Origin of the sequence: Sedimentibacter sp. zth1 (assembly GCF_017352195.1) — a bacterium.
Classification (GTDB): Bacteria; Bacillota; Clostridia; order Tissierellales; family Sedimentibacteraceae; genus UBA1535.
In genome coordinates this window covers 1,632,511-1,651,995 of record NZ_CP071445.1, presented here as the reverse complement: position 1 = coordinate 1,651,995, position 19,485 = coordinate 1,632,511, and the positions used below count along the sequence as shown (strand labels likewise).

Annotated in this window: 18 protein-coding genes and 1 other annotated feature; of the genes, 17 read left to right on the top strand and 1 reads right to left on the bottom strand. The window is 28.9% G+C overall.

The window, feature by feature from the left end:
• The first annotated feature begins 134 nt into the window (after positions 1 to 134).
• Positions 135 to 366 (top strand) — a binding site (T-box leader).
• Positions 367 to 417: 51 nt separating this feature from the next.
• The 3 genes from ileS to JYG23_RS08280 all read left to right on the top strand — a co-directional run bounded on the left by ileS (position 418) and on the right by JYG23_RS08280 (position 5,844).
• Entirely contained in the window at positions 418 to 3,537 is a 3,120-nt protein-coding gene (ileS, locus tag JYG23_RS08290) for an isoleucine--tRNA ligase (RefSeq protein ID WP_207235150.1), read from the top strand.
• Positions 3,538 to 3,602: 65 nt separating this feature from the next.
• A complete protein-coding gene (locus JYG23_RS08285; protein WP_207235149.1) occupies positions 3,603 to 4,400 on the top strand; it encodes a class I SAM-dependent methyltransferase in 798 nt (265 codons plus the stop codon).
• A gap of 124 nt (positions 4,401 to 4,524) precedes the next feature.
• Complete coding sequence (locus JYG23_RS08280; protein ID WP_207235148.1) at positions 4,525 to 5,844, top strand: amidohydrolase family protein; 1,320 nt, start codon at positions 4,525 to 4,527, stop codon at positions 5,842 to 5,844.
• Between the two features lie 62 nt (positions 5,845 to 5,906).
• On the opposite strand, the gene rbr is transcribed toward JYG23_RS08280, so the two are convergent.
• Entirely contained in the window at positions 5,907 to 6,497 is a 591-nt protein-coding gene (rbr, locus tag JYG23_RS08275) for a rubrerythrin (RefSeq protein ID WP_207235147.1), read from the bottom strand.
• A gap of 173 nt (positions 6,498 to 6,670) precedes the next feature.
• Here rbr and JYG23_RS08270 point away from each other — a divergent pair, with 173 nt between their 5' ends.
• The 14 genes from JYG23_RS08270 (at position 6,671) to JYG23_RS08205 (ending at position 19,470) form a co-directional block, all read left to right on the top strand.
• Entirely contained in the window at positions 6,671 to 7,465 is a 795-nt protein-coding gene (locus JYG23_RS08270; protein WP_207235146.1) for a DUF368 domain-containing protein, read from the top strand.
• A gap of 121 nt (positions 7,466 to 7,586) precedes the next feature.
• Positions 7,587 to 8,384 (top strand): ATP-binding cassette domain-containing protein, encoded by a 798-nt coding sequence (locus tag JYG23_RS08265; protein ID WP_207235145.1) that lies wholly within the window; start codon positions 7,587 to 7,589, stop codon positions 8,382 to 8,384.
• Positions 8,381 to 9,184: an ABC-2 family transporter protein gene (locus JYG23_RS08260; RefSeq protein ID WP_207235144.1), complete on the top strand. Its 804-nt coding sequence runs from the start codon at positions 8,381 to 8,383 to the stop codon at positions 9,182 to 9,184. The genes JYG23_RS08265 and JYG23_RS08260 overlap by 4 nt, the downstream gene beginning before the upstream one ends.
• Before the next feature lie 3 nt (positions 9,185 to 9,187).
• Positions 9,188 to 9,964, top strand: a complete 777-nt coding sequence (locus JYG23_RS08255) for an ABC transporter permease (RefSeq protein ID WP_207235143.1) — start codon at positions 9,188 to 9,190, stop codon at positions 9,962 to 9,964.
• Between the two features lie 160 nt (positions 9,965 to 10,124).
• Entirely contained in the window at positions 10,125 to 11,150 is a 1,026-nt protein-coding gene (ltaE, locus tag JYG23_RS08250; RefSeq protein WP_207235142.1) for a low-specificity L-threonine aldolase, read from the top strand.
• A 5-nt stretch (positions 11,151 to 11,155) separates the two neighbouring features.
• Positions 11,156 to 12,004 carry a DUF5685 family protein gene (locus JYG23_RS08245; RefSeq protein WP_256440232.1) on the top strand — a complete coding sequence of 283 codons (849 nt, stop codon included), beginning with the start codon at positions 11,156 to 11,158 and terminating at the stop codon, positions 12,002 to 12,004.
• Complete coding sequence (locus JYG23_RS08240) at positions 11,988 to 12,602, top strand: DnaJ domain-containing protein (protein ID WP_207235140.1); 615 nt, start codon at positions 11,988 to 11,990, stop codon at positions 12,600 to 12,602. Before JYG23_RS08245 ends, JYG23_RS08240 begins: the two co-directional genes overlap by 17 nt.
• A complete protein-coding gene (locus JYG23_RS08235; RefSeq protein WP_207235139.1) occupies positions 12,593 to 13,105 on the top strand; it encodes a hypothetical protein in 513 nt (170 codons plus the stop codon). Before JYG23_RS08240 ends, JYG23_RS08235 begins: the two co-directional genes overlap by 10 nt.
• A 265-nt stretch (positions 13,106 to 13,370) precedes the next feature.
• A complete protein-coding gene (locus tag JYG23_RS08230) occupies positions 13,371 to 15,017 on the top strand; it encodes a methionine synthase (RefSeq protein WP_207235138.1) in 1,647 nt (548 codons plus the stop codon).
• A 15-nt stretch (positions 15,018 to 15,032) separates the two neighbouring features.
• The gene (locus JYG23_RS08225; protein ID WP_207235137.1) at positions 15,033 to 16,100 is read left to right on the top strand and encodes an NAD/NADP-dependent octopine/nopaline dehydrogenase family protein; all 1,068 of its coding nucleotides are present in this window, start codon (positions 15,033 to 15,035) and stop codon (positions 16,098 to 16,100) included.
• Positions 16,101 to 16,198: 98 nt separating this feature from the next.
• Positions 16,199 to 17,470, top strand: coding sequence for an MFS transporter (locus JYG23_RS08220; protein ID WP_207235136.1), 1,272 nt, complete (start codon positions 16,199 to 16,201; stop codon positions 17,468 to 17,470).
• A gap of 146 nt (positions 17,471 to 17,616) precedes the next feature.
• On the top strand, positions 17,617 to 17,874 hold the full coding sequence (locus JYG23_RS08215) for a TIGR03905 family TSCPD domain-containing protein (protein WP_207235135.1): 258 nt from the start codon (positions 17,617 to 17,619) through the stop codon (positions 17,872 to 17,874).
• A gap of 140 nt (positions 17,875 to 18,014) precedes the next feature.
• Positions 18,015 to 19,043 (top strand): M23 family metallopeptidase, encoded by a 1,029-nt coding sequence (locus tag JYG23_RS08210; RefSeq protein WP_207235134.1) that lies wholly within the window; start codon positions 18,015 to 18,017, stop codon positions 19,041 to 19,043.
• Between the two features lie 16 nt (positions 19,044 to 19,059).
• A complete protein-coding gene (locus tag JYG23_RS08205; protein ID WP_207235133.1) occupies positions 19,060 to 19,470 on the top strand; it encodes a polymer-forming cytoskeletal protein in 411 nt (136 codons plus the stop codon).
• The last annotated feature ends 15 nt before the right edge of the window (positions 19,471 to 19,485 follow it).

Below are 19,485 nucleotides of genomic sequence, written 5' to 3'. Positions count from 1 at the left end.
GTCATCAATCCTTTCATCTACATCTAAAGAACAATAATATATTAACCAAATTTACGAAAATTATATTCTAAAATCAAAAAAATATCTTGACAGCTAGTAAATAATGGTGTATTATTTTAGAATATAAATTAATATTTTAGGCTATGATTGGAATAGTAATTATATAGCGAATTCAAGAGAAATAATCATTTTGGTGTGAGATTATAATTTTAAGTATAATGAAAATCATCCATGAGCTTAGTTTCTGAAATAGTAGTAAGAAACTACGTGAAAATCGTTATAAAGTTGAGTGATACAAAATCTATAAATTTAAGGTTTTGTATAATTTGGGTGGTACCACGGAAATATAACTCTTTCGTCCCTTTGGATGAAGGAGTTTTTTTATTGCATAATAATAATATATAATAGGAGGAAAAAATGAAATTATTTAAAGACATATCAAAATTACCATATAACGAATATGAAAAAGAAATGTCAAATTACTGGGAAAATATAGATTTACTACATCAAGCAGTTGAAACAAGAAAAGATAAACAGCAGTTTGTTTTTTATGAAGGACCACCAACTGCCAATGGTAGACCGGGAATTCACCATGTTATAGCAAGAACTTTAAAAGATTCTGTATGCCGTTTCAAAACAATGGAGGGCTATCAGGTAAAAAGAAAAGCCGGATGGGATACTCATGGACTTCCCGTTGAAATCGAAGTTGAAAAAAAATTAGGACTTAAAAACAAACAAGATATAGAGAATTATGGCATAGATAAATTTAATGAAAATTGTAGAGAGTCAGTATTCACATATAGCGGATTATGGAGACAAATGACTGAGCGTATGGCATATCTAATTGACTTAGATAATCCATATATCACACTTGACAACAACTATATAGAATCAGTTTGGTGGATATTGAATAAGTTCTTTAAAGAGGGATTAATGTATGAAGGACATAAAATATTACCTTACTGTCCTAGATGTGGAACAGGTCTTGCATCTCATGAAGTTGCACAAGGCTATGAGGAAATAAAAACTGCAACAGCATTTGTTAAGTTTAAATTAGTTGGAAAAAATGAATATTTCTTAGCATGGACAACAACACCTTGGACACTTGCTTCAAACGTTGCACTTACAGTACATGCTGATATGGAATATGTTAAAATTAAATTAGCAGATACAGAAGATAAAAAAGGCGACGTATTATATCTTGCCAAATCATTACTTGAAAAAGTTATAAAAGTAGATTATGAAATACTTGAAGAAATGAAAGGTAAAGACTTAGAGTTTGTTGAGTATGAGCAAATTATGCCTTTTGTAAAAGCTGATAAAAAAGCTTTTTTTGTAACATGTGCAGATTACGTTACAGCTGAAGATGGTACTGGTATAGTTCATACAGCTCCTGCATTTGGTGAAGATGACTATAACACAGGAAAAAGATATAATTTACCAGTTTTACAACCAGTTGATGATACCGGTAAGTTTACACAAACACCTTGGAAAGGTATGTTTGTTATGGATGCTGATAAAGATATCTTAATTTGGTTAAAAGAGCAAGGCAAGTTATTTAAAAAAGAAACTGTATTTCACAATTATCCTCACTGCTGGAGATGTAAAACTCCACTTTTATACTATGCAAAACCAAGCTGGTATATTCAAATGACAAAATTAAAGGATAATCTTGTTGAAAACAACAAAACAGTTGAATGGTATCCTGATTTTGTTGGAGAAAAAAGATTTGGTAACTGGTTAGAAAATGTAAATGATTGGGCTGTATCAAGAAGTAGATACTGGGGAACACCACTTCCAATTTGGAGATGCGAATGCGGTCATGTAGATAGTATAGGTTCAAGAAAAGAATTAGCTGAAAGAGCTATAGAAAACATAGATGAAAATATAGAATTGCACAGACCGTTTGTTGATGATGTTCATATAACTTGTCCTCATTGTGGAAAACCAATGACAAGAGTTAAAGATGTAATTGACTGTTGGTTTGACAGTGGTTCAATGCCATTTGCTCAACAGCACTATCCATTCGAAAACAAAGAAAACTTTGATGAAATGTTCCCAGCAGATTTTATCTGTGAAGGTATTGATCAAACTCGTGGATGGTTCTACTCATTACTTGCAATATCAACATTTGTAAAAGGCGTATCACCATATAAAAGAGTTTTAGTAAATGACTTGATACTAGATAAATTTGGCAAGAAAATGTCTAAATCAAAAGGAAACGGTGTAGATCCATTTCAATTATTCGATAAATATGGAGCTGATGCTTTAAGATGGTACTTATTACATGTATCACCAGCATGGTCACCAACAAAATTTGACGAAGACGGATTAAAAGAAGTTTTGAGTAAATTCTTTGGAACTATCAAAAATGTTTATACATTCTTTGCACTATATGCAAATACCGATAATGTAGATCCAAGAGAATTCTTTGTTGAAATAAAGGATAGACCGGAGCTTGATAGATGGATAATTTCTAAATACAACAATTTAGTTAAGTATGTTAAAGAGTGCATGGACGTATTTGACTTGAATAAAGTAGTAAGAGCAATTCAAGACTTTATTAATGAAGATTTATCAAATTGGTATATTAGACGTTCAAGAAGAAGATTTTGGGCAACTGAATTAACAGAAGATAAAAAATCAGTATATGTGACAACTTATGAAATTCTTGTTGGAGTATCAAAACTTGTAGCTCCATTTGCTCCATATATAGCTGAAGAATTATATAGAGATTTAACTGGAGAAAAATCAGTTCACTTAGCTGATTATCCAATAGCTAATGAAGAAGTAATAGACTTGAATGTTGAAAAGAGAATGGACCTTGTAAGAGATTTAGTTAAGCTTGGTAGAGCGTCAAGAGAAACTACTAAAATCAAGGTTAGACAACCAATTCAAAAAATCTATATAGATGGTAGATATGAAGCATTAATTTCTGATATGACACCACTTATTATGGAAGAATTGAATGTGAAGGAAGTTTTATTTGAACAGAACTTAAATCAATATATAAACTTTACTATAAAACCAAACTTCAAAACTTGCGGACCTAAATTAGGTAAAGATGTAAAAGTATTTGCACAAGAACTATTAAAAGCAGATACAAAGGAAATAATCTCTACAGTTCAAGCAGGTAATGTATATAACATGGCAGTTAGTGGCAATGAAATTGAAATAACAGAAGATATGTTAGATATAAGAATTGCTGCAAAAGAGGGTTATGATGTTGAAATGTCTAACAATTTATTTGTTATTATTGATACTAACTTAACTAAAGAGCTTATAGATGAAGGATATGCGAGAGAGTTTGTATCTAAGATTCAGCAAATGAGAAAGACTAATGGATATGAAATGATGGATAATATTAAAATTTTCTTCAATGGAAATGAAGAAATATCTAATGCAGTAGACATATTTACAGATTTCATCAAATCTGAAACATTGGCAATAGAAATAACAAAAACTGATGATACAAGTTTCGAGGTTCAAAACTTAAATGGTATCGAAACAGGTATAAAACTTGAAAAAGTAAACTAATAGACGTAAAAAGTGTAGTATAGTATAAATATATTGCACTTTTTCTATATAAATGAGGTGATATCATGCCAAATAAAGATTTTTTTGATTATTACAATTTGGGAAGAGAAAAAGATAGATACACTAGGTGTAGCTTTGAATTTGAAAGAACTAAGGATATTTTAGTAAGAAACATAGATTTTAATAAAAAAAGCGTATTAGATATGGGTGGAGGTGCTGGTTATTATTCATTTTGGCTAGCTAAAATGGGGTTAAGCGTTCATCTAAGGGATATTGTACCTCTTCATATTCAACAAGCAAGAGAAGAAGAACAAAAAACTGGAGTGAAACTAGGTTCTATAGATGTTGGAGATGCAACAAATATTGAATTTGATGATAAATCGTTCGATTATGTGTTGTTATTTGGTCCGTTATATCATATACAAAGCTATGAAGAAAGAAGGAAGGTATTAATTGAGGCAAAGCGTGTTTTAAAAGATGACGGAAAGATATTTGCTGTATTTATACATAAAAACTCAGCAATAATGGATTTTATAAAAGTAAAAGAAGTAGATGATAAAAAATTTAAAGAGTCTGCTCTAGAAGCATTAAAAACTGGTTGCTTTAATAATAGATATAATAATCATTTTACTTTCGGCTATTTTCATACAGCAAATGAGTTTAAGAATGAGGTTGAGACTACAGGACTTAAATGTAAAAAAATAATAAACGTAGAAGGAATCAATAGAATAGTTGATAGATTTGATGAAAAAATCAACTCAAAAGAATATTTAGATAATTATCTTGAAATCATGAGAGAAATTGAGTGTGATAGCTCTATGTTTGGAGTCTCAAGTCATTTATTATCAATTATAACTAAATAAAATTTAGAATATTTTTAAACGTCAAAGCAAGCTAATAAATAATTTTTTTAATAATAAATACTATTATATTAAAATACATGGGTATAATATATTAATTGATTACATAACTAATTATGGAGGAAAGATGAAAAAAATACTTTTAAAAAATTCTAATATTATAAACAATGATGCAACAGTAGATAAAAATAAAGACATATATATAGAAAATAGTAGAATAGTTAAAATTATAGATACTAATAATTTTAATTTATGTTGTGAGAATGTTGATAATAATGATTCATGTGAGATTATTGATTGTTCTACTTATTATGTTTCACCAGGACTTGTAAATTTGCATTCTCATGCTGCTATGAATATATTTAAAGGCATAGCTGAAGATGTAACTATCGATGATTGGTTTAACAAAGAAATTTTTCCTTATGAAAGTAAACTTCAACCAGAGGATATATACAATGGAGTAAAATTAGCCATACTTGAAATGCTTAATAATGGTGTTACAGCTTTTGCAGACCATTATTTCGGACAGGAATCAGTTTTAAAAGCAGCAATGGATTCAAAAATCAGAATAGACTTAGCATCAACTATTTTTGGCTTAGCCCCAAATTATAAAGAACAGCTACAAAATGCTAAAGAATTTATCAGTAAAAACAGAAATATTTCAAGTAGAGTAAATTTAAGACTTGGACCGCATGCACCATATACATGTCCTGGTGAAATTTTAAGTGAGATAGTTAATACAGCAAAAGAATTAAATGTAGGAATTCATTTACACGTTTCAGAAACTAAAGAACAAGTTGATACAAGTTTAGATCAGACTAAAAAAACACCATTTGAAGTTTTATATGAAAGCGGTGGTTTTGATATAAATACAATAGTAGCTCATGGGTTATGGGTAGAAGAAAATGATATAAAATATCTAAATGATAAGACATATTTTGCATTCTGTCCAAAAACATATATGAAACTTGCGATGGGTGAGGGAAATATATATAAATATCATGACAGGATAAACTATAGTTTTGGAACTGATGGTGGAGCAAGCTCAAATACACTTAACCCACTTGAACAAGCAAGATTATTTGCACTAAATGGTAAATTTATAAACAATGACTCTGAAAGTTTTAAAATCAAGGATATCTGGAAGCACCTTATGGATGGACATAAAGCACTTGCTTTCAATACCGGAGAAATAAAAGAAGGAAAAGATGCAGATATAATAATATGGGATTTGAATAGACCAAATACATTCCCAATTTATAATCCTGTTATTTCAATACTTTATAGTTCTAATTCTGAAAATGTGTTATATACAATGATTGAGGGAGAATTTATAAAGTATAAAGGAAAATTAACATTAGACGAAAAAGAAGTTTTAAATAATATATCCAATGTACAATCGTCTATACTTGAAAGAGGAAAAGGCAAAAGTAACGTTAATTATTAATTGTGAAAATGCTCCAAAAGCTAATTTAAACATAAAATTAAGCTTTTGGAGCATTTCTTTAACTACTCAAATGGTGATTCTTCAATTCTAATATAGTACCCTTTTGGATGATTACATACTGGGCAAATCTCTGGAGGAGTTTTTCCAACATGGACATTTCCGCAATTTAAACAAATCCAGCTTTGTTCAGCAAACGATTCGAATATTTTTCTTGTTTCTAAATAATTTGCAAATTTTCCAAATCTATCTCCATGAATTTTTTCAATTTTACCTATATTGTCAAATACCTCGGATATCTTAATAAATCCTTCTTCTTTTGCAATTTTAGAGAAATCGCTGTAAACCACTTTCCATTCCTCATATTCGTTATGTTGAGAAGTTTTTAAAAGTTCAAGTGTTGTTGGGTAAATATCAACAGGATATCCTCCATCAACAAATATAGTTTGACCTGAAAGTTCCTTTAAAAAATTATAAAAAATTTCAGCATGTTCTTTTTCTTGATTAGCTGTATAAGTAAATAAATGTTCAATCATAGCGAAATTTTCTTTTTTTGCTTGTGAGGCTGCGAATGTGTATCTATTTCTTGCTTGACTTTCACCTGCAAAAGCTCGCATTAGATTATCTTTTGTTTTACTGTCTTTTAATAAAATCATAATATATCTCCTTTATTATTTTAATATTATTATTTCAAATAAAATCTTAATAATACATTAATTAAATATACTTGCAATAGATATTTATTGCATGTTATACTTTATTAAACTAAAAGTAATTTATAATATTATGTGAACATATTATTTATAAAAAAGGCATAGGTGGAGAATATATGTTATCTGATATGATTAAAGGATTAATTATTGGGGTATCAATGCTTATTCCCGGTGTCAGTGGTGGAACTGTTGCTATAATTTTTGGTATTTATTATAAGCTAATAATTGCTGTTGATACTTTTTTGGAAGACCCTAAAAAAAATATAAAAATATTGGCTTCTGTGGCAATAGGTGGTGTGATAGGCGTTTTAGCTTTTTCAAAACCAGTTCTACTTATTTACAATACATATAAAATACCAATGCTTTATTTATTTATGGGAGCTGTGCTAGGAAGTGTTCCTCTTTTATTTAAATCAGCAGGTATAAAAAAAGTCAAACCAAAAATGTTTGTATATCCAATTATAGGCTTACTGTGTGTAATATTGGTTGAGCAAATTCCAAAGGATATGTTTAGTGTAGAAACAGAAGGATTGTTGGGTTATGCTATATTATTTCTAGTTAGTATTTTTTTAGCAATACCACTCATTCTTCCAGGTATTAGTTTTTCATATATGTTACTTATTTTAGGATTATACGAGCCAACACTTATGGCAATACATACTTTGCAAATTCAATTTTTACTTCCAATGTGTCTTGGAATAATCATCGGAATATTTATAACTGCCAAGATTATAAGATTTGTATTAAAAAAATATCCATTGCAAACATACTTAGTTATCATAGGATTTGTATTAGCTTCGCTTAAATATATATATCCAGGGACATCGACGGGAAATGAACTTTTAATAAGCATTTTATCGCTGTTAGTTGGCTTTTTCATCATATACAAATTTTCGGAAAATAAAAATTAGGAGAGCTGCTAAGCAGCTTTTTTTATATGAAAATTAGTAAATTCTATAAAATAATATTGACTTATTTAAGGCTTAGTGGTAAATTATTTAAGCGGCTGTAATATTTATTAGGAGAGATTTTATGATTGAACTAAGAAACATTACAAAGACATTTAAAGTGCACAGAAGAAATTCAGGACTAAAGGAGGCTACTAAATCACTATTTAAAAGAGATTATGAAATTGTTAAAGCATTAAGTAATATTAGCTTTAAAATTGATGATGGTGAAATTGTAGGCTATATAGGTCCAAATGGTGCTGGTAAAAGTAGTACCATAAAAATTATGGCAGGTATACTTACACCTGATAGCGGAACATGTATAATCAATGGACGTGTTCCATATAAAGAAAGAGTAAAGCATGTAAGTGAAATTGGAGTAGTTTTCGGGCAACGTTCACAGCTTTGGTGGGATGTGCCTGTTATAGATTCATTTGAGCTTATAAAAGACATTTACAAAATACCACAAAAAACTTATAAAGATAATCTAAACAACCTTTCTACACTTTTGAATATTGAACAAATAATCAAAACACCTGCAAGACAGTTATCACTCGGTCAGCGTATGAGATGTGAAATAGTTGCTTCAGTTTTACACAATCCTAAAATTTTATTTCTAGACGAACCGACTATTGGACTTGATGCTGTATCAAAAATTGCAGTTAGAAATTTCATTAATACTATCAACAAAGAAAGAAATACAACAATAATTTTAACAACCCACGATATGCAGGATATTGATGCACTTGCAAAAAGAATACTTTTAATTGGTAAAGGGCAGATGCTTTTAGACGGAACTCTTGAAGAAATGAAAGAGCAGTACAAAACTTCTAATTCACTTGATGAGATGATAGTTAAATTGTATGAGGAATATAAAATATGAAAAAGTATTTAACGTTCTTTAAAATGAGATTTAAGTATAGCTTACAATATAGAGCTGCTGCGTATGCCGGAGTTGCAACACAGTTTTTTTGGGGTATAATGCAGATGCTGATTTTCTCAGCATTTTATAAAGAAAATCCAGATAATTTTCCCATGAAATTTCATGAGCTTACTTCATACATATGGTTACAACAATCAACTATAGCTTTATTTTTTGTGTATTTGATGGACAATACTATATTTTCAGATATTAAAAGTGGCAATGTAGCATATGAATTATGCAGACCAATGAATTTATACAACATGTGGTTTGCCAAAAATGCTGCCATAAGATTAGCAAAAGTTATACTTAGGTGTATTCCTATTCTGATATTTGCTATGATACTACCTAAACCATATGGTTTGACAATAATAAGCAATGCGAGTACTTTAATAATGTTTTTTATTTCAATGTTATTTGCATTTTTATTAGTATTGTCATATTGTATGCTTATATATATTGCAACTTTTTTTATGATATCTGCTCAAGGAATTAGAATGCTTGCAATATCTATTACTGAATTCTTATCAGGAGCAATTATTCCAATACCTTTTTTCCCTGAAAAAGTACAGCATGTTATATCTTTATCTCCTTGGGGTTGTATGCAAAACATACCATTCAGAATTTATTCAGGTAATATAGCCGGTATGGAAGCAATTAATTCTATTGTATTGCAATTTATTTGGATAGTTATATTGACCGCTTTTGGAAAAATGCTTCTTAGCATAGCATTGAAAAAAGTTGTTGTACAAGGAGGTTAGATTATGAGGCTATATATAAAATATTTAAGTATATATATTAAAAGTATGATGGAATATAAGGTTTCATTTCTTTTGACTACTATAGGTCAGTTTTTAACTACCTTTACAGTGTTCTTAGGTGTGTACTTTATGTTTGACAGGTTTAATTCAGTAAATGGTTTTACTTTTAGCGAAATATTATTGTGCTTTTCAATTGTTTTGATGGCATTTTCATTATCAGAGTGTTTTTTTAGGGCATTTGATTTATTTTCTTCTGTTATATCAAATGGTGAATTTGATAGGATGTTAGTTAGACCTAAAAACTTAATTTTTCAAGTTTTGGCATCTAAAATTGAAATAACAAGGATTGGTAGATTGCTGCAAGCTATTATTATGCTAATATATGCTATATTAACTATAGATATAGTATGGAGTATTAGCAAAATATTGATAATACTGTTTATGATTGTTGGTGGAACAGCAATGTTTGCTGGGTTGTACATAATTTATGCTACAATATGCTTTTTTACTATTGAAGGATTGGAATTTATGAACATATTTACAGATGGTAGTAGAGAATTTGGGAAATATCCAATGTCAATTTACGGCGATGGAGTGCTTAAATTTTATACTTATGTAATTCCACTTGCTTGTGTCCAATATTATCCACTAATGTATTTATTAAATAAAACAGATAACATTATAAATATGTTTACACCAATTATGGGAATAGTATTTTTGATTCCAAGTCTTATATTTTGGAAAATAGGACTCAAACATTACAAATCAACAGGTTCATAAAGATAAAGAGGGTACGAAGTTTTCGTACCCTTTACATATATATTTTCATAAATTTTAATAATTTTTTAATATTAAATTAATACAATTATATTATAATATTGCAATAAAACACTAAAAAGTGATATACTTAAACAAACGAAATGTTTTTCTGGAGGATGTTATGAAAATTATAGACTTAAGAAGTGATACTGTAACAAACCCAACTATTGAAATGAGAAATGCTATGGCAAATGCAATTGTTGGAGATGATGTATATGGTGATGATCCAACCGTAGCAAAGCTAGAAAAATTAGCAGCGGAAATGGTTGGAAAAGAAGCATCCTTGTTTGTTCCTAGTGGAACATTTGGCAATCAATTAGCTCTTTTAACTCACACCAATAGAGGTGATGAGGTTATATTAGAAGCATCTTCACATATAGTAATGCATGAAGTAGGAGCATCTTCAGTTATTGCTGGTGTTCAGTTAAGAACAATAGAAGGTGAAAATGGTACTATGAATTCTAAAACTGTTGAAAGATATATTAGACCTAATGATATTCATATGCCTTCTACTGGATTAATTTGTGTAGAAGAAGCACATGGCTGTGGTAGTGTGGTTAGCATAGAAAATCTTAAGCAAATAAAAGAAGTTGCAGATAGGCATAATATAAATATACATATGGATGGAGCAAGAGTTTTTAACGCTGCTGCATCACTTAATGTTGACGTAAAAGAAATAACTAAAAATTGTGATTCAATAATGTTTTGTTTGTCAAAAGGACTAGCAGCGCCTATAGGTTCAATGTTAGCTGGTAGCAAAGAATTTATAGATAAAGCAAGAAAAAATAGAAAGCTTATGGGCGGAGGACTTAGACAAGCCGGTATAATTGCAGCTGCTGGTATTATCGCTTTAAATGACATGGTAGATAGACTTAGTGTTGACCATGAAAACGCAAGATATTTGGCTGATGAGTTATCTAGGATTGATGGTATAAATGTTAAATATGATAGGTTAGATATAAACATGGTATACTTTGAAATGAGTGAAAATATTATTAAAGAAAAAAAACTTATTGAAGGATTTCTTAAAAATGGAATAAAAATAAATGGAATCGAGGATTGCGAATATAGGTTTGTAACAAATATTGGTGTATCTAAAGATGACATTGATTTTACATTAAATAAATTAAAGGAATTAATAAACTAGCAAATATGTTTGGATATGTAAATATTAATAAAATGGAATTAAAATTTAGAGAGTATTATAGATACAAAGGTCTATATTGTGGTCTTTGTATGAATATGAAAAAAAACTACTCTAATTTGTCAAGACTTACATTGAATTATGATATGACATTTCTTATACTTATACTTAGCTCATTGTATGAAGTTGAGGATAGGACAGAGAAAAAAAGATGCATAACTCACCCAATTGAAAAGCAACTAATTATTCAAAATGAAATAACAGACTATGCTGCAGCTATGAATATTATGCTTGCCTATTATAATTGTAAGGATAATTGGATAGATGAAAAAGACTTTAAATCATTAGTATTTTCAAAGCTTATAAATCATAATTTTGATAAAACAGTTAAGCTATATGAAGAAAAGCAAAAATTTATTAAAAAGTCGCTCGATAATTTGCAAGAATTAGAAAAGAAAAACTGTGATAATATAGATGATGTATCCAATGAATTTGGTTACTTGATGGGCGAATTAATGGTATATAAGAATGATAACTGGGAGAAAATATTAAGAAATGTGGGTTTTTTCCTTGGTAAGTATATATATATTTTAGATGCTTATCTTGATGTAGAAACAGACAAAAAAAATAATTCATACAACCCATTTTTAAACATAAAATTTAATAAGGAACAAAATATTGATAGTTTTGCTAATGATGCAATGTTGTTGAATTTATCTTTTTTGCATCAAGAAATAGACAAACTTCCTTTAATAAAAGATAAAGGTATTATAGATAATATTATTTTATCAGGTATTATGAGTAAACTTAAGAAAAAAGCTAATAATGAGGAGAAACCAAATGAAAGATCCATATGAGGTTTTAGGTATAAAAAGAGGAGCATCAAAGGATGAAATAAAAGCTGCATATAGGAAACTAGCTAAGCAATATCATCCTGATATGCATGTTAATAATCCTCTAAAGGAACTTGCACAGGAAAAATTTATAGAAGTACAACAAGCTTATGATGAGCTTACGAACGCAGGAAGTAATAATAATTCATACAGTAGTAGTTCATATAGCTCAAACTCAAATAGTTATGAAAATTCTAATAATAATGAATTCCAAGCTGCGAGACAATATGCTAGTGTTGGTAATTATAAGCAAGCAATAAATATATTAAATAGTACAAAAATAAGAAATGCGGAATGGAATTATTTGATGGGAGTTTGCTATGTGAATTTAGGTTCAACTGTACAAGGTTTGCAATTTGTTAAAACTGCCAATAGGATGGAGCCAAGCAATGGAGAGTATGCAAACTATTTAAATCAAATATCGAATATGCAAAGAGCATATCAAACTAATTCATATAATTATAACAGAGGCGGTCATTCGGATTGTAATTGTTGTGCAAATCTTATTTTGGCAGATTGTTGTTGTGAATGTATGGGAGGAGATTTAATTTCATGTTGCTAAAAAGCAAGAATATTGCATATCTAGGTGTGCTACTTGCATTGAATCAAATGTTTATAATAATTTCTTCAATTATTAAAACAAACACATTGCTACTTTTTGGAATTGCGGCTTTGATAGTTGGAATAGTAATAGTTGAATTTGGTGTTAAAAGTGGTATTGTATTTTACATTGCCTCGTGTATTTTAGGATTTTTATTGACAACAGATAAAATTGAAATTATTACTTATATTTCACTATTTGGATTATACAGTATTGTTAAATATGCTATTGAAAAATTAGTGTATAATAACAGAAAAAATGTTTTTGTCGAGTTGTTGTTAAAATTTATTTTCTTTAATGCTGTAGCAATTACATTATATTTTGTACTAAAACAGTTTGTAATGATTAAATTGTTTTGGTGGGTAATAGTTCTTGGAGAAGTAGGATTTTTGATTTATGATTATGCATTTTCTGTATTTATAAATTATTATATTATGAGAATAAAACCCAAAATTAAAAGATAAACGGAATTATATGTATAATTCCGTTTTTTAAAAAATATATATTGACATTTCTTTAAAAAATAATAAAATTTAAAAAACTAACTAATTTTACAAATCATATAATTATAATTAATTTTCTTATATTATAACTGATCTTTGGATAAAATATTACATATAGAGCTAGTCTAAATTTTTTCGTAAAAAAACAAAAACTAATAAAATATAACTCTAACTATAAAAGTATAGTTAAGTTTGTTGTCCAAAAAATAAATTTTAAGGGGATTTTATGAATAAAAAAGTAATATTAGGTGCATCAATTGGAAATTGTGTACACGTAGCTGGAATAATAAATTTTTTAAGTATTGCGAGGGTGCAAGATTATGAAACCATTTTTTTAGGCCCCGCCACAGATATAAGCTATTTGTATCAAAAAATTTTAGAAATCAAGCCAAATATTATTGCGCTTAGTTATAGATTGACACCAAATAATGCACTTGAAATTTTATCAGAAATAGAGAAATTTAGAAATAATAGTGACTTAAGTGATATTAGATGGTGCTTTGGAGGAACTAAGCCGGTTGCTGATGTAGCAAGAAAATTCAACTTTTTTGATTATATATCGGATGGATTTGATGATATAGATGATTGTGTTTGCTTTTTGAAAGGAACTCAAAAAGATGATAACTCATCTAACTATAAAAATAATATTGTAGATAGGATAAATGAAAAATATCCATATCCTGTTTTAAGACATCACTTTGGACTACCTTCATATGAAGATACTTTAGATGGAATCAAAAAAATTGCTGAAGCTAAAGTATTAGATGTAATATCACTAGGTCCAGATCAAAATACACAACAGTTCTATTTCAACCAAGAAAATATGGATAGAGTTAATGATGGAGCTGGTGGAGTGCCACTAAGAAATAAGGAAGACTTTATTAAGCTTAAAGAAGCAACAATGCATGGAAATTTTCCTTTAATCAGAAGCTATAGCGGAACAGCAGATGTTTTTAAAATGGCAGATTTATTGATTGAAACATTGGATAATGCGTGGAGTGCGATTCCCCTATGTTGGTACAATGAACTTGATGGTAGAGGAAATAGAAAAGTAGAAATATCTATAAAAGAAGCGCAAGGACTTATAGCATATCATGGTAAAAAAAATATAACAGTTGAAATAAATGAGCCACACCACTGGTCGCTAAGAGATGCCCACGATGTTATGTCAGTTTTCATGGCATATGTATCGTCATATAATGCTAAAAAATTTGGTGTTAAAAATTATATAGCACAATATATGTTTAACACACCAAATACACTATCTTTTTCTATGGATTTAGCAAGAGTGCTTGCTATGGTTGAACTGGTTGAATCATTAAAAGATGAGAATTTCAATATATTTAGGCAAGTAAGAGCTGGACTTAACTACCTTTCACCGGATTTAGATGTAGCAAAAGGACAATTGGCTGCAACTACGTTTTTATCTATGAATATAAGACCACATATTGTACACGTTGTTGGCTTTAATGAAGCAGAGCATGCTGCCACACCTGATAACATTATAGAAAGTTGCAAGATTGTTAGAGGTGTACTTAGAAATGTAGTAAACGATCATTTGGATTTAACTATAAATCCTGAAATAATTGAGAGAAAGAAACAACTTATAGAAGAAGCAAATTATTTAAAAGAATTTATATGTAATTTCTATAAAGATTATGATGACCCATTAGCAAATGCTTTTGTATTATCAGATTGTATAAAAAGAGGTATATTAGATGCTCCTCATATAGTAAAAAATAAAAAAATTAGAGGCATTCTAGAAACACGTGTTCAAGATGGCAAATGTGTTGCATTTTCAAAAAAATTGGGTAGGAATATATGTGAAAGAGAGAGAATAGAAGAACTTAAATCGAACGGAAATTTAGATTAATAAAGGAGGAATATAATGAAAGTTGCTGTTATTGGTGCAGGAAATGGTGGTCAAACATTCGCATCGTACTTTACACATAAAGGGTGTAAAGTCGCTTTATACAACAGAAATCCAGAAGTTTTATATGAAATTGAAAAATATGGTGGAATTGAGTTAATGGGAATTTATGATTTTAAGGAGAAGATACATTTATTAACATCAAACATAGCAGAAGCATGTAAAGATGCAGAATTGATAATGGTAGCAACACCAGCTAATGCTCATACAGATATTGCAGAACAAATTGCACCTTTTTTGAAGCAAGGGCAAATTGTAGTATTAAATCCTGGTAGAACATTAGGTACGCATTATTTTATGAGTATACTAAAGCAAAATGGTTTAAAAGAAGATATAATACTTGCAGAAGCAGACACTTTAGTTTATACGTGCAGATTAATAAAGAATGGCTTGTGCAGAGTTTATTCACTAAAGAAGGAACTTCATGTAGCTGCTCATAATCCAAAAGATACAAATAAGGTTTGTAAATTATTAAAAAAATATTTTAATGTCATTGTTCCAGCAAGTTCAGTGTTAGAAACAGGACTAACAAATTTGGGAGTTATATTTCATCCTGTTCCAGTAATATTAAATATTGCAAGAATAGAAGAAAAAAATACTTTTTCTCATTATAAGCAAGGTATTTCTCCAACAGTTGCATTATTTTTAGAAAAGATTGATGAAGAAAGGGTTACTGTTGCAAGGTTGCTTGGAATTCAAACTGATTCAGCTGTGAAATGGTTAAATAAAATATACAGAACAGAAGGTGATACGTTGTATGAAGCACTTCAAAATAACCATGCATACACTGAAGTATTGGCTCCTACAACTATTCATAATAGATATATTTATGAAGACATACAAACTGGCTTAGTTCCGTTGTCGATATTATCACGAGAATTAGGGGTTGAAAATAGCGCTATGGATTGCATTATAAAGCTTGCAAGTATGCTGTATAATTATGATTTTTACTTAAATGGTAGAAACGAAAAAATGATAGATTTTAAAGAAATAATTAGAAAAAGAATAATCGAATTTGCTTCATAGTATTTAGTGAACATATATCAAATATATATAATATATGCATTGTCCAATCCTTCTATATAAAGTATAATATTGTAAATAATACTTTTTAGGAGGATTTTATGTCTACTAAAACAAAAGCAAGTGAATTAAAGCTAGATTACAAAAACACATTTTTAATTGGATTTGGTTTTTTTGCATCAAGTCTTGCATGGTCGGTATACAATGCAAATGTACCGTTAATACTTGACAAATACGTTTCATCAACATTTCTTTTAGGTATAATTATGGCAATAGATAATATTTTTGCTGTAATATTTCAACCATTGTTTGGTGCATTAAGTGATAAAACTGTAACAAAACGTGGTAGAAGATTACCTTATATTTTAGTTGGAATACCAATATGTGCAATATTATTTAATTTTATACCGTGGACTAAATCATTATATGCATTAATGGGATTGGTAATCATTTTTAACTTTATTATGAGTACTTGGAGATCACCTGTTATCGCACTAATGCCCGATGTTACACCATCACCACTTAGGTCGAAAGCAAATGGAGTTATAAATCTTATGGGTGGTGTAGGTGGAGTATTGGCATTTCTAGTAGGAGGAATTTTACTTGATATTGGTGGAATGAAAGCACCATTTATGTTTTGTAGCATAGTAATGATAGTAGCGTGGCTTTTGTTATACTTCTTTGTACATGAGCCAATTATTATGTGTAAGGAAGAACGCATTAAGTTAGAGCAAAAAGAAAAGATAGAAGAACTTTCCGATAAAAAAAGCATAAATAAAAGCTTATTATGTATTTTGCTTGCCATTTTCTTTTGGTTTGTAGGTTACAATGCAATAGAAACATATTTTACTCTTTATGCAACAAATGTATTGAATATTACACCGGGAATCGCTTCAATAACATTAACTTTTTTTTCTTTGGCACTAGTTATTGGCGCAATACCTGCAGGTATAATCGGTACTAAATTAGGTAGGAAGAAAACAATAATTACTGGGCTTATAGGAATAATACTCATATTTTCAGTACAAATAATGATTAATGATATAAATATCATAAGAGTACTTTTAGCATTGGCAGGGTTTTTTTGGGCATGTGTAAACATAAACTCATTACCTATGGTTTTAGAAATAGCTAAAAGCTCTAGAATAGGTAAATATACAGGATATTACTATTTCTTTTCAGCTTCAGCAGCTATTATAAGTCCACCATTATTTGGATTAATTCATGATTTTACCAATAATTATTCACATCTATTTGTTTATTCGGTTATAGCTTTTATTTTGGCTCTGATTTGTATTTCAATGGCTAAACATGGTGAGGCAGTAATTATTCAAGATGAAATAACGAAAGAAATTGAAGAATTTGATAATTAAAGAATAAACTAATAGTAAAACTATTAGTTTGAAATTTAATAAAAAAAGTGCTTGCTAGTTTTGTGATTAACAATAATTTTTCTTGAAATTTCGACAATTTTTGTGTATAATTTCAACATGTTTAAGTACTAAAAGGAGATTGAATAATGTATAGATATAAGACGCATGGTGTATGCTCAAGAGAAATATCATTTGATGTAAAAGACAATAAGTTGACTGATGTTAGCTTTGTAGGTGGATGTATAGGAAACTTAAGAGGAATATCAATTTTAGTAGATGGAATGGATATAGATTTAGTTATAGAAAAGTTTAAAAATGTAAAATGCGGTAAAAAATCAACTTCTTGCCCAGCACAACTTGCTAAAGCATTAGAAGAATATAAAGAAAAAGCAACTGTAAAATAAAAATTATCTTACATAAAGACTATAATAAAAATATAGTCTTTTTTGTGTGGGTATTTTTGTATTTTTAAATGCAAATTTATCATTGTAAAATATATACAAATAATATATAATTTTATATATAAACTAAGTAGGGTGATTTTATGCTAAAGAAAAATATTTCGAAATCTAAAAAATATAAAGGTACAAAATTTCATTTCATAATTTTTCAAACAACTAAAAAGCCTATAAAATTAACTGTACCAAAAATTTTAGTGTATGGTATTATTCCAGTTATTATAATTTCATTTGTGACTTTATTATTTGCGCTTTATAATTCAAATGAAAAAAACGTTTGCTTAAATGACAAGTTGAATAATATTACTATAAAGTTATTAGCAATTGAGTCTCAAAAAGTTGAAACAGATAATGAAAATATTGCACTTAAGAAGTCATTGGAAAAGAAGACAAATCAAATATTAAAATCAAAGGATGAATTAATTGAGTTACATAAATCAATTGATAATATAAAAGAAAAAGTTGGTATTAAAGATGATGCAAAAGTAGATAATAACAAAAATATAACTGCGAATATAACACCAAGTTCTTCCTCAAGGGCTGGAACAATTAGAGGTGTAACAATACCTACTAAAGAAAGTGATTACGATAGTGTTGCTTTATATACAAGTAATATTACTAGTGAAAAAAGTAATATTGAAAAAAATAATGGAAAGTTGCTAAACGATATAAATAAACTTAAAATAGAAATAGCTGAGCTTCAAACAGATGTAGAAGATAAAATAGAATATTATCAAGATATGCCCGTTAATTTTCCAGCATACGGTAGAATAACATCCTACTTTGGACCACGATGGGGTCGTTTTCATAGGGGTGTTGATATAGCAAATAATATTGGTTCAAAAATATATGCAGCAGGTAATGGAACGGTAATAGAATCGACTTATAATTCAAGTTATGGATACTATATTACAATACAACATAAATATGGATTTAGAACAAGATATGCACACTTATCAAGAAGATATGTAACGGTTGGAGAGAAAATTAAACAAGGAGATGTTATAGCGCTTATGGGAAATACAGGTTTAAGCTATGGCTCGCATCTACACTTTGAAATACATTATTATGGACAATTTATTGATCCATTAACAATAGAAGAATACTTAAAATAGATTTAGGAGGATAATTATGAAGAAGTTAAGTTCTGCTACCAAATCATTTAATTTGGAAAAATTAGATACTATTGTTTCAACTGGTATTGAAATAGAAGGTAAATTCACTTCTATTGATTGTATAAGGTTGGATTGCAAAGTAATGGGCGAAGTGATTTCGGAGTCTCTTTATCTAGGCGAAAGTGGGTATATTAAAGGTGATATCAATTGTGAAAATATAATCATTTCTGGTAAGATAGATGGAAATGTAAATTGTAACGGAAAAATGCATATTAAAGAAACTGGTGTTGTTAATGGAGATATAATTGTAAACACATTATCAATGGAAGAGGGAGCTACTTTTACTGGAAAATGTATTAAAAAAGATACTAAGGATAAAATGTCTAAACATAATAAAAATAGTAAAATTGAAAGCAAAACAAAATAAAGTATTAAAAAAAGT